Raw genomic sequence first — 12,193 nt, 5'->3', positions numbered from 1 at the left:
TGGAAGAAGGTCTGCGTTTCGCGATCCGTGAAGGCGGCCGTACTGTTGGCGCCGGTGTTGTTGCTAAAATCGCTGCTTAACAGTTAATATGGCAGTATGGGTAGTACGGTGTACTACCCAGATTTCCGTGAGTCATTACGGAAATTAAAACATTAGGGGTATAGCTCAATTGGCAGAGCGTCGGTCTCCAAAACCGAAGGTTGTAGGTTCGATTCCTACTGCCCCTGCCACCTTATTATGGCGCCGCGAAAAAAAGGCTGCTCAAGCAAATGTCAAACAGTAGTGTAGAAACCATCACCCAACCTGCAGATAAAGCCAAAATTGTTATGGCAATAATTGTTGTTGCTGCGGGTATATTTGCGTATTCGTTTTTCAGTGATTTAAATGCGTATGCGCGAGTCGGTATTTTTGTTGGCAGCTTGGTCATTGCGGCTCTGCTGGTATGGTTCAGTGAGCCTGGCAAGCGCATCATCAGTTTTGCCACCGGCTCTTACAATGAATTAAAACGCGTAATATGGCCAACCAGAAAAGAAACCATTCAAATGACGGGTATTGTATTTGCCTTCGTCAGTGTCATGGCTCTTTTCCTGTGGATTGTAGATAAGGTTTTAGGTTGGCTTATCTATGGCGTGGTATTAGGCTGGAACTAAGGACAAGCAAATGAGTAAACGTTGGTACGTTGTGCATGTCTATTCTGGCATGGAAAAAAGTGTTCACAAAGCTTTGCTCGAAAGAATCGAGCGTGCTGGCTTGCAAACTTCATTTGGTCGCATTTTGGTACCCTCAGAAGAGGTCATTGAAGTCAAGGGCGGTCAAAAATCCATCACAGAACGTCGTATTTTCCCGGGTTATGTCCTGGTTGAAATGGATCTTACCGATGAGACATGGCATCTTGTAAAAAATACAAACCGTGTTACCGGGTTTTTGGGTGGATCAGGCAATAGGCCAACCCCTATTTCCGAAAAAGAAGTTGAGAAGATCCTGTCTCAAATTGAAGAGGGTGGTGAAAAACCCCGTCCGAAAATATTGTTCGAAGTTGGTGAGACACTGCGCGTTAAAGAAGGTCCTTTTGCCGACTTTAACGGTAATGTTGAAGAAGTCAACTACGAGAAAAGTAAAGTGCGTGTCAGTGTTACGATTTTTGGTCGTGCCACTCCCGTGGAACTGGATTTCAGTCAGGTCGAAAAGGTCTGATTTTATTAACCCGGGGAGCAATGTTTTTATTGCGCTATTACCCGTTAGGAGCTAAAAATGGCGAAAAAAATCGTCGGCTTCATCAAGCTGCAAGTGCCAGCTGGTAAAGCTAATCCATCACCTCCGATTGGTCCTGCATTGGGTCAACGTGGTCTGAATATTATGGAATTCTGCAAAGCGTTCAATGCCAAAACACAAGGCATGGAACCTGGCTTGCCAATTCCAGTGGTGATTACTGCTTTTGCAGACAAATCATTCACTTTCATCATGAAAACCCCACCAGCTACCATTCTGATCAAGAAAGCAGCTGGTATCCAGAAAGGTTCAGCACGTCCGCATACCGACAAAGTTGGTACATTGACACGTGCACAGGCTGAAGAAATTGCCAAAACCAAAGAGCCAGATCTGACTGCTGCGGATTTGGACGCAGCTGTTCGCACGATCGCTGGTAGCGCACGTAGCATGGGTATCACAGTTGAGGGTGTAAACTAATGGCTAAGTTATCTAAACGCGCTGCAGCAATTGCAGAAAAAATTGATCGCACCAAACTGTATCCTGTTACAGAAGCCCTGACCCTGGTCAAGGAAACTGCAACTGCCAAATTCGATGAGTCCATCGACGTGGCTGTTCAACTGGGTATTGATCCCAAGAAATCAGACCAGTTGGTTCGTGGTTCAGTTGTATTGCCTGCGGGTACCGGTAAAACCGTACGTGTAGCAGTATTCGCACAAGGTGAAAAAGCTGAAGCCGCTAAAGAAGCAGGTGCTGATATCGTGGGTATGGAAGATCTGGCTGACCAGATCAAGTCTGGTCAATTTGACTTCGATATCGTGATTGCCTCACCCGATACAATGCGTATTGTTGGTGCTCTGGGTCAGATCTTGGGTCCTCGTGGCCTGATGCCAAACCCTAAAGTAGGTACTGTAACCCCTGACGTGGCCACTGCTGTTAAAAACGCAAAAGCCGGTCAGATCCAGTATCGTACTGACAAGGCTGGTATCATTCATGCAACAATTGGCCGTGCTTCTTTTGGTACAGAACAATTGCAGGAAAACCTGGCAGCCCTGATTGATGCTTTGAACAAAGCACGTCCTGCTAGCTCTAAAGGTGTTTACCTGCGTAAAGTGGCTGTGTCATCCACAATGGGTGGCGGAGCCAAGGTCGAGATTGCCTCTTTGGCAGTCTGATTATAAAGAACTTTGGGCTGTGTCTGGTCGTGCACCAGACACTGCTGTCAAAGACCGTTGGAGTCGGATAAGCGGTTTATATCTGACTTAATCCCGGGAAGTTTCCGGATCCAACGTAGACGGCGTCCCATGGAAGAATTCTATTCAGAGCTCTACCAGAGGTACGCCGCATATGGTTGACGCAATTGGGAACCGTTCCCACCGCGTCTTTAGATGGAGTGTTCAAACCGTGAGTCTCAATCGTAATGAGAAAGCGGCAGTAATTGAAGAAGTATCGGCACAGGTTGCCAATGCTCAATCTATTATTGTTGCTGAGTACCGTGGTATTGACGTCGCTTCTGTCACCGTATTGCGCAAAACTGCACGTGAATCTGGTGTGTATCTGCGTGTTCTTAAAAACACGCTTGTACGTCGCTCAATTGCCGGCACGCCTTTTGAAGGTTTGACCGATAAATTGACAGGTCCCCTGATCTATGCGGTCAGTGCTGATCCTGTAGCGGCTGCAAAAGTACTCTCTACATTCGCCAAAACCAATGACAAAATCGTTCTGAAAGTTGGCTCATTGCCAAACAATCTTTTAGACGAAAATGGCATTAAAGCATTGGCAACAATGCCTTCTCGTGAAGAGTTGCTGGCGAAACTGTTGGGTACCATGCAAGCACCTGTTGCACAATTTGTGCGTACGCTTAATGAAGTTCCAACCAAGTTCGTTCGTGGCCTTGCTGCCGTGCGCGATCAAAAAGAAGCGGCATAAGGCAAGCTTCATTGGATCTTTTTTAAAGACTAAGCGATACAAAACCCTGGCATTAAATTTATTTATTTGGAGTTCTTAAAATGGCTTTAAGCAAAGCAGAAATTCTGGACGCAATCGCTAGCATGACAGTGCTGGAATTGTCCGAACTGATCACAGAAATGGAAGAGAAATTTGGCGTTTCTGCAGCAGCAGCTGCAGTAGCTGTAGCAGCACCTGCTGCTGGTGGCGACGCTGGTGCAGCAGCAGCTGAGCAAACTGAATTTACAGTTTTCCTGGCTGAAGCAGGCGCACAAAAAGTTAACGTTATTAAAGCAGTTCGCGAACTGACAGGTCTGGGCCTGAAAGAAGCAAAAGAACTGGTTGACGGTGCTCCTAAAGCTGTTAAAGAAGGCTTGTCTAAAGCTGAAGCTGAAGAAGCCCAGAAAAAGCTTCAAGAAGCTGGCGCTAAAGTCGAACTTAAGTAATCTTTACTTAATGTTACCCGGAGTGGCTTTTGCTACCTCCGGGTTTTTGCGCTTTCAGGAAAGACGTGCTTTATTGCATTAAAATTAGTGCTACATTAATAAAAAGCCGTTTTTCGTGGAGTCGTAAAACCCTAACGGTTATGGAGTCCCATAGTCCGTGCAACCTCTCGAGTCGGAGTGCTCATGCCTTACTCGTACACAGAAAGAAAGCGTATCCGTAAAAGCTTCGCAAAACGTGAAGACGTTCAGGATGTTCCCTACTTACTAGCAACGCAATTACATTCTTACCGTACATTCTTACAATCTGACGCTCGTTCGTCGGCACGCAAAGACGAAGGTCTGCAAGCTGCGTTCAATTCAATATTTCCTATTATCAGCCATAACGGCATGGCTCGTCTAGAGTTTGTTAGTTATGTGTTGGGCGAACCCGTATTTGATGTTAAAGAATGTCAACTGCGTGGTTTGACCTATGCTTCACCCCTGCGTGCCAAAGTACGCTTGGTGCTTCTTGACCGCGAAGTAAGCAAACCAACTATTAAAGAAGTGAAGGAACAGGAAGTCTATATGGGTGAAATTCCCCTGATGACTGACACCGGTTCTTTCGTGATCAATGGTACAGAACGTGTCATTGTTTCACAGTTACACCGTTCTCCAGGCGTTTTCTTTGAACATGACCGTGGTAAAACCCACAGTTCAGGCAAATTGCTGTTTTCAGCCCGTGTGATTCCTTACCGCGGTTCTTGGCTAGACTTCGAATTCGATCCAAAAGATATTCTGTTTTTCCGCATCGACCGCCGTCGTAAAATGCCGGTTACCATTCTGCTCAAAGCCATCGGCATGCAGCCTGAAACCATCCTGGCGCATTTCTTCGATTTCGATCATTATGAATTGAAATCAACCGGTGCTGTCATGGAATTCGTTCCTGAGCGCTGGAAAGGCGAAGTCCTTGGGTTTGACTTGAAAGATAAAGACGGTAACGTCATTGTTGAAAAAGACAAGCGCATTAATACCCGTCATTTGCGTGATTTGGCTGCTGCCAAAATCGAGCGTATTTCCGTACCGGAAGATTTCCTGATTGGCGAAGTGTTGGCAAAAAACATCATTAGTGAAGAAACCGGTGAAATCATTGCTCATGCCAATGATGAAATCACCGAGACTTTGCTTGAGAAAATGCGTGATGCCAATATTCGTGAATTCCAGACTATCTACACGAACGAGCTGGATCGCGGGTCCTATATTTCACAAACGCTGCGTACTGACGATACCGTTGACCAGAATGCTGCGCGTATCGCTATTTACCGCATGATGCGTCCAGGCGAGCCTCCAACTGAAGAAGCTGTCGAGGCCCTGTTCCAGCGTCTGTTTTATAGCGAAGACACCTACGATCTGTCACGCGTTGGTCGTATGAAAGTGAACCGTCGCCTTGGTCGTGGTGATGAAATTACCGGCCCAATGACGCTTACCGATGAAGATATTCTTGAAACCATCAAGGTATTGGTTGCGCTGCGTAACGGCCAGGGTGTGATTGATGATATCGATCACCTGGGTAACCGCCGTGTCCGTTGTGTTGGTGAATTGGCCGAAAACCAGTTCCGTGCCGGTCTGGTTCGTGTTGAACGCGCCGTGAAAGAGCGTCTGGGTCAGGCTGAAGCCGATAACCTGATGCCGCATGACCTGATCAACTCCAAGCCTATTTCTGCCGCTATCAAGGAATTCTTCGGTTCAAGCCAGCTTTCCCAGTTTATGGACCAAACCAACCCATTGTCAGAAATTACGCACAAACGCCGTGTTTCTGCACTTGGCCCTGGCGGTCTGACCCGTGAACGTGCCGGCTTTGAAGTTCGTGACGTACACCCGACTCACTATGGTCGGGTATGTCCCATTGAGACTCCTGAGGGTCCAAACATTGGTTTGATCAACTCCATGGCGTTGTATGCACGCCTGAATGAGTATGGTTTCCTTGAAACCCCTTACCGCAAAATCATCGATGGAAAAGTCAGTGATCAAATTGATTACCTGTCAGCCATTGAAGAAAGCCGTTATGTGATTGCCCAGGCTAACGCCGAGCTTAATGAGGATGGCAGTTTTGCCGGTGATCTGATTGCTTGTCGTGAAGCCGGTGAGACCATGTTGACAGCACCTGAAAATGTGCATTACATGGACGTTGCGCCGTCACAGATCGTATCGGTTGCCGCTTCCCTGATTCCATTCCTTGAGCATGATGACGCGAACCGGGCCCTGATGGGTGCCAACATGCAACGTCAGGCCGTTCCTTGTTTGCGTCCGGAAAAACCACTGGTTGGTACCGGTATCGAACGTACCGTTGCGGTTGACTCCGGTACAACCGTACAGGCCAGACGTGGTGGTATTGTTGATCACGTTGATGCCGAGCGTGTGGTTATTCGTGTTAATGACGAAGAAAACCAGGCGGGTGAAGTAGGTGTGGATATCTACAACATGATCAAATACACCCGTTCCAACCAGAACACCAATATCAACCAGCGTCCTGTTGTAAAACGCGGTGATATCGTTGCCCGTGGTGACGTTCTGGCTGACGGTGCTTCTACCGACTTGGGTGAACTGGCACTGGGTCAGAACATGTTGATCGCTTTCATGCCATGGAACGGTTATAACTACGAGGACTCGATCCTTATTTCTGAAAAAGTGGTTGCGGATGATCGCTATACCTCAATTCATATTGAAGAATTGACCGTTGTTGCCCGTGACACCAAACTGGGTAACGAAGAAATCACCCGGGATATCAGTAACCTACCTGAAGCACAGTTAAACCGTCTTGACGAATCCGGCATTGTTTACATTGGTGCCGAAGTGCGTGCCGATGACGTGCTGGTTGGCAAGGTGACACCAAAAGGTGAAACCCAGCTGACACCGGAAGAAAAACTGCTGCGTGCGATTTTTGGTGAAAAAGCATCTGACGTTAAAGACACGTCCCTGCGCGTGCCATCTGGCATGGTGGGCACCGTTATTGACGTTCAGGTATTTACCCGTGAAGGCGTACAGCGTGACAAGCGTGCCGAATCCATCATTAATGATGAACTCAGCCGCTATCGCCAGGATCTGAATGACCAGTTGCGAATTGTTGAAAACGATACGTTTGACCGTATCCGCAAATTGCTGATTGGAAAAACCGTTAATGGTGGCCCTAATCGTCTGCCTAAAGGCACGGCCATTACCGCCGAATACCTTGAGGGTGTTGACCGCTGGCAGTGGTTTGACATCCGTCTTGCCGATGAAGACCATGCGGTTGCCCTGGAACAGATCAAAGAATCTGTTGAGCAGAAACGTCATGAGTTTGACCTGGCCTTCGAGGAAAAACGCAAGAAACTGACACAGGGTGATGAATTGCCACCGGGTGTCCTGAAAATGATCAAGGTTTACCTGGCTGTTAAGCGTCGCCTGCAACCTGGCGATAAGATGGCCGGTCGTCACGGTAACAAGGGTGTGGTATCCCGTATTACTCCGGTTGAGGATATGCCACACATGGCTGACGGTACCCCTGCCGATATCGTGTTGAACCCTCTGGGCGTTCCTTCACGGATGAACGTGGGACAGGTTCTTGAAGTTCACCTGGGTTGGGCTGCCAAAGGTATTGGTCATCGTATTGCCGACATGCTTCGTGATGAGCGCGAAGTTCAGGTTGCGCAATTGCGTGAGTTCCTGAATACCGTTTACAACACAACCGGCAGCAAAGCTCACCTTGAAGAACTGACTGATGAGCAGATCATCGAGATGGCCCATAATCTGAAAAATGGCGTTCCTTTGGCAACACCGGTATTTGACGGTGCCACCGAAGAAGAAATCGACACCATGTTGAAGATTGCTTATCCTGAAGAGATTAAAGAACAGCTGCAACTGACAGACTCACGGACTCAGGCTTATCTGTTCGATGGCCGTACCGGAGATCGTTTCGAGCGTCCTGTCACGATTGGGTATATGCACTATTTGAAACTGCATCACCTGGTTGACGATAAGATGCATGCCCGTTCTACGGGTCCTTACTCACTGGTTACCCAGCAGCCGTTGGGCGGTAAAGCCCAGTTTGGTGGCCAGCGCTTTGGTGAGATGGAAGTTTGGGCGCTTGAGGCATATGGTGCTTCATACACCTTGCAGGAAATGCTGACGGTCAAGTCGGATGACATTACCGGCCGTACCAAAGTGTATGAAAATATCGTCAAAGGCGATCATGTAATTGATGCAGGTATGCCAGAATCGTTTAACGTGTTGGTCAAGGAAATTCGATCACTGTCACTCGATATGGATTTGGAGCGTAAAGAATGAAGGGATTACTAGGTTTATTCAAACAAATCTCGCAAGATGAACAATTTGATGTCATCAAGATCGGGATTGCTTCTCCAGAAAAAATCCGTTCGTGGTCTTATGGTGAAGTGCGCAAACCCGAAACCATCAACTATCGTACGTTCAAACCCGAACGTGATGGTTTGTTTTGTGCCAAAATTTTTGGCCCAATCAAAGATTATGAATGTCTTTGCGGCAAATACAAACGTCTGAAACACCGTGGTGTCATTTGTGAAAAATGCGGTGTTGAAGTTACTGTTACCAAGGTTCGTCGCGAACGTATGGGTCATATTGAACTGGCCAGCCCGGTTGCGCATATCTGGTTCCTGAAGAGTTTGCCATCCCGTTTGGGTATGGTGCTTGACATGACCTTGCGCGATATCGAGCGGGTTCTGTACTTCGAGGCATGGTGCGTGATCGAGCCAGGCATGACACCGCTAAAACGCGGTCAGATCATGTCTGACGATGACTTCCTGGCCAAAACGGAAGAGTACGGTGATGATTTCACCGCCCTGATGGGTGCTGAAGCGATTCGTGAACTGCTGCGCACGATTGATATCGATCGTGAAGCAGAAGCCTTGCGTGCCGAACTGAAAGCCACCTCTTCCGATGCCAAGATCAAGAAAATCTCCAAGCGCCTGAAGGTGATTGAGGGCTTCCAGAAATCAGGTATCAAGCCCGACTGGATGATCCTGGAAGTGCTGCCTGTGTTGCCACCGGATTTGCGTCCGTTGGTACCGCTGGATGGTGGCCGCTTTGCCACTTCAGACCTGAACGATCTGTATCGCCGTGTTATTAACCGTAATAACCGTCTGAAACGCCTGATCGAACTGAAAGCACCCGATATCATTCTGCGTAATGAAAAACGGATGTTGCAGGAAGCGGTAGACTCGCTGCTGGATAACGGCCGTCGCGGTAAAGCCATGACGGGTGCCAATAAACGTCAGCTCAAATCCTTGTCAGACATGATCAAGGGTAAAAGTGGTCGCTTCCGTCAGAACCTGTTGGGTAAACGTGTTGACTACTCTGGCCGTTCGGTGATTGTGGTCGGTCCGCAACTGCTTTTGCATCAATGCGGTCTGCCTAAATTAATGGCGCTTGAACTGTTCAAACCGTTCATTTTCAACCGTCTTGAAACCATGGGTCTGGCGACCACCATCAAGGCAGCCAAGAAACTGGTTGAAGCCCAGGAACCTGTGGTATGGGATATTCTTGAGGAAGTCATTCGCCAGCATCCGGTAATGCTTAACCGTGCGCCAACGCTGCACCGTTTGGGTATTCAGGCTTTTGAACCGGTCCTGATCGAAGGTAAGGCGATTCAGCTGCACCCACTGGTTTGTGCCGCTTTTAACGCTGACTTTGACGGTGACCAGATGGCGGTACACGTACCATTGTCACTGGAGGCACAGCTGGAAGCACGTACATTGATGCTGGCTTCCAACAACGTGTTGTTCCCTGCCAGTGGCGAGCCTTCCATTGTTCCTTCACAGGATATCGTGCTGGGCTTGTACTACACAACCCGTGAGCGTATCAATGGCAAGGGTGAAGGTCTGTTCTTTGCCGACCTGGCCGAAGTGCATCGTGCCTATGGCAACGGTGTGGTTGAACTGCAATCACGCATTACCGTACGTCTGAATGAATATGTCAAAGACGAAAATGATGAATGGCAACCTGTGCTGCGCCGTTTTGAAACAACGGTTGGCCGTGCCATGTTGTCTGAAATTTTGCCTAAAGGCCTGCCGTTCTCAGTACTGAACCGGGCGCTGAAGAAAAAAGAACTTTCACGTTTGATTAACCAGTCTTTCCGTCGTTGCGGCTTGCGTGATACCGTTATTTTTGCTGACAAGTTAATGCAGAATGGTTTCCGTCTGGCTACCCGGGCAGGTATTTCCATTGCCATGGGCGATATGGTTATTCCAACCAACAAGGAAGAAATCCTTGCCCAGGCCAGTGGCGAAGTCAAGGAAATTGACAAGCAGTATTCATCAGGTCTGGTCACTGCCCAGGAACGTTACAACAACGTGGTTGATATTTGGGGTAAGGCCGGCGATAAAATCGGTAAGGCCATGATGGAACAACTGGCAACCGAACCTGTCGTGGATCGTTTTGGTGAAACCGTTCGTCAGGAATCGTTCAACTCCATCTATATGATGGCGGACTCCGGTGCCCGGGGTTCTGCAGCACAGATTCGTCAGTTGGCCGGTATGCGTGGTCTGATGGCCAAGCCTGACGGTTCAATTATTGAAACCCCAATTACCGCGAACTTCCGTGAAGGTCTGAACGTTCTTCAGTACTTTATTTCAACCCACGGTGCCCGTAAAGGTCTGGCCGATACCGCGCTGAAAACGGCGAACTCGGGTTACCTGACACGCCGTCTCGTTGACGTGACCCAGGACCTGGTGATTACCGAAACCGATTGCGGTACCACCCAGGGTTATGTGATGAAAGCGTTGCTGGAAGGCGGTGAGGTTATCGAACCGTTGCGCGATCGTATTCTGGGTCGTGTAACCGCGGTGGATATCGTTAATCCCGATACCCAGGAAACCGTGATTACCGCCGGTACCATGCTTGATGAAGATATCGTTGAGCTGATCGACAAACTGGGCGTGGACGAAGTCAAGATCCGCACACCGCTGACATGTGAAACACGTCATGGATTGTGTGCCCACTGTTATGGTCGTGACCTGGGTCGTGGTTATCTGGTTAACACCGGTGAAGCCGTGGGGGTTATTGCCGCCCAGTCAATTGGTGAACCAGGTACCCAGCTGACGATGCGTACCTTCCACATTGGTGGTGCAGCCTCTCGTGCAGCCATGGCCTCTGCGGTTGAAACCAAATCAGCCGGTACGGTTGGCTTTACCAGCTCCATGCGTTATGTCACCAATGCCAAGAACGAACGCATTGCCATTTCCCGTTCAGGTGAAATTGTTATTTTTGATGACAACAATCGTGAACGTGAACGCCACAAAATTCCATATGGCGCCACCATCATGGTGGGCGATAATGAAGTGGTCAAGGCTGGTGCACGCCTGGCAACATGGGATCCTCTGACCCGTCCGATTGTTTCCGAATACACCGGAACTGTCCGCTTCGAGAATATTGAAGAGGGTGTAACCGTTGCCAAACAGGTTGATGAGATCACTGGCCTGTCCACACTGGTTGTGATTACACCGAAGACGCGTGGTGGCAAGATCATGATGCGTCCGCAAATCAAGCTTCTGAATGAAACAGGTGACGAAGTCAAGATTGCCGGTACCGACCATTCCGTGAATATTTCATTCCCGGTGGGTGCCTTGATCACGGTTCGTGATGGACAGCAGGTTGCAGTGGGTGAGGTTCTGGCGCGTATTCCGCAGGAATCACAGAAAACCCGCGATATTACCGGGGGTCTGCCACGTGTGGCCGAACTGTTTGAAGCCCGTTCACCCAAAGATGCCGGTATTCTGGCTGATGTGACCGGAACCGTTTCTTTTGGTAAGGACACCAAGGGTAAACAGCGTCTGGTATTGACCGACATTGACGGTATTGCCCATGAATTCCTGATTCCCAAAGAGAAACAGGTCATGGTTCACGACGGTCAGGTGGTAAACCAGGGCGAGCTGATTGTTGACGGCCCAGCCGATCCGCACGATATCCTGCGTCTGAAAGGGATCGAGCAACTGGCCACCTATGTGGTTAACGAGGTTCAGGACGTTTACCGTTTGCAAGGCGTGAAAATTAACGACAAGCACATTGAAGTGATTGTTCGTCAGATGCTGCGTCGCGTAAACATTGTTGACGCGGGTGATACATCATTCATCCCGGGTGAGCAGGTTGAGCGTTCAGAACTGCTGAATGAAAACGATCGCATGATTGCCGAAAACAAAATTCCGGCCACTTATGAGAACGTTCTGTTGGGTATCACGAAAGCTTCGCTTTCTACCGATTCCTTCATTTCAGCGGCTTCGTTCCAGGAAACAACCCGTGTTCTTACCGAAGCAGCCATCATGGGCAAACGTGATGAACTGCGCGGCCTGAAAGAAAACGTGATCGTTGGACGCCTGATTCCTGCCGGTACCGGTCTTGCCTATCACCATGCACGTAAAGCGAAAGAAGAAGCGGAACGCGCAGAACGGATGGCAGCCCGTGCCCAGGAAAATCCTTTCGAAGAACCGACTTCAGCACCGGTTTCCCTGGAAAGTATTTTCGCACCGTTCAACAATACATCTTTGGATGAACCCCCTGCAGCAGAATAACAACTGCTGTAGTTTAAGCTGATAAATCGCCTGATCTTACGG

General features: G+C 48.8%; 8 protein-coding genes, 1 tRNA gene and 1 pseudogene. All 10 read left to right on the top strand.

What is annotated here, in order from left to right; all coding sequences use genetic code 11:
- Positions 1-80 (top strand): annotated as a pseudogene (locus HCX92_RS14510) (elongation factor Tu); the annotation flags it as partial.
- 74 nt (positions 81-154) lie between these two features.
- Positions 155-230: transfer RNA gene (locus tag HCX92_RS14505), tRNA-Trp, on the top strand.
- A gap of 39 nt (positions 231-269) precedes the next feature.
- On the top strand, positions 270-650 hold the full coding sequence (gene secE / locus HCX92_RS14500) for a preprotein translocase subunit SecE (RefSeq protein ID WP_169295675.1): 381 nt from the start codon (positions 270-272) through the stop codon (positions 648-650).
- Positions 651-660: 10 nt separating this feature from the next.
- Positions 661-1,194, top strand: coding sequence for a transcription termination/antitermination protein NusG (nusG, locus tag HCX92_RS14495; RefSeq protein ID WP_169295674.1), 534 nt, complete (start codon positions 661-663; stop codon positions 1,192-1,194).
- A gap of 57 nt (positions 1,195-1,251) precedes the next feature.
- Positions 1,252-1,686 carry a 50S ribosomal protein L11 gene (gene rplK, locus HCX92_RS14490; protein WP_014752666.1) on the top strand — a complete coding sequence of 145 codons (435 nt, stop codon included), beginning with the start codon at positions 1,252-1,254 and terminating at the stop codon, positions 1,684-1,686.
- Positions 1,686-2,381 carry a 50S ribosomal protein L1 gene (rplA, locus tag HCX92_RS14485; RefSeq protein WP_169295673.1) on the top strand — a complete coding sequence of 232 codons (696 nt, stop codon included), beginning with the start codon at positions 1,686-1,688 and terminating at the stop codon, positions 2,379-2,381. Before rplK ends, rplA begins: the two co-directional genes overlap by 1 nt.
- A gap of 229 nt (positions 2,382-2,610) precedes the next feature.
- A complete protein-coding gene (gene rplJ, locus HCX92_RS14480; RefSeq protein WP_169295672.1) occupies positions 2,611-3,135 on the top strand; it encodes a 50S ribosomal protein L10 in 525 nt (174 codons plus the stop codon).
- Positions 3,136-3,215: 80 nt separating this feature from the next.
- Positions 3,216-3,599, top strand: a complete 384-nt coding sequence (gene rplL / locus HCX92_RS14475; RefSeq protein WP_169295671.1) for a 50S ribosomal protein L7/L12 — start codon at positions 3,216-3,218, stop codon at positions 3,597-3,599.
- A 183-nt stretch (positions 3,600-3,782) separates the two neighbouring features.
- Complete coding sequence (gene rpoB, locus HCX92_RS14470; protein ID WP_169295670.1) at positions 3,783-7,898, top strand: DNA-directed RNA polymerase subunit beta; 4,116 nt, start codon at positions 3,783-3,785, stop codon at positions 7,896-7,898.
- Complete coding sequence (rpoC, locus tag HCX92_RS14465) at positions 7,895-12,151, top strand: DNA-directed RNA polymerase subunit beta' (RefSeq protein WP_169295669.1); 4,257 nt, start codon at positions 7,895-7,897, stop codon at positions 12,149-12,151. The genes rpoB and rpoC overlap by 4 nt, the downstream gene beginning before the upstream one ends.
- The last annotated feature ends 42 nt before the right edge of the window (positions 12,152-12,193 follow it).

Origin of the sequence: Advenella sp. EE-W14, from assembly GCF_012923605.1 — a bacterium.
Lineage (GTDB): Bacteria > Pseudomonadota > Gammaproteobacteria > Burkholderiales > Burkholderiaceae_B > Advenella > Advenella alkanexedens.
Note: the sequence above shows the minus strand (reverse complement) of the source record. Positions and strands in the feature narration are given on the sequence as shown.

What these genes read in the sequence shown, in the direction of transcription:
- secE (WP_169295675.1), top strand. Translation starts at nt 270, where the DNA reads ATGTCAAACAGTAGTGTAGAAACCATCACCCAACCTGCAGATAAAGCC.
- nusG (WP_169295674.1), top strand. Translation starts at nt 661, where the DNA reads ATGAGTAAACGTTGGTACGTTGTGCATGTCTATTCTGGCATGGAAAAA.
- rplK (WP_014752666.1), top strand. Translation starts at nt 1,252, where the DNA reads ATGGCGAAAAAAATCGTCGGCTTCATCAAGCTGCAAGTGCCAGCTGGT.
- rplA (WP_169295673.1), top strand. Translation starts at nt 1,686, where the DNA reads ATGGCTAAGTTATCTAAACGCGCTGCAGCAATTGCAGAAAAAATTGAT.
- rplL (WP_169295671.1), top strand. Translation starts at nt 3,216, where the DNA reads ATGGCTTTAAGCAAAGCAGAAATTCTGGACGCAATCGCTAGCATGACA.
- rpoB (WP_169295670.1), top strand. Translation starts at nt 3,783, where the DNA reads ATGCCTTACTCGTACACAGAAAGAAAGCGTATCCGTAAAAGCTTCGCA.
- rpoC (WP_169295669.1), top strand. Translation starts at nt 7,895, where the DNA reads ATGAAGGGATTACTAGGTTTATTCAAACAAATCTCGCAAGATGAACAA.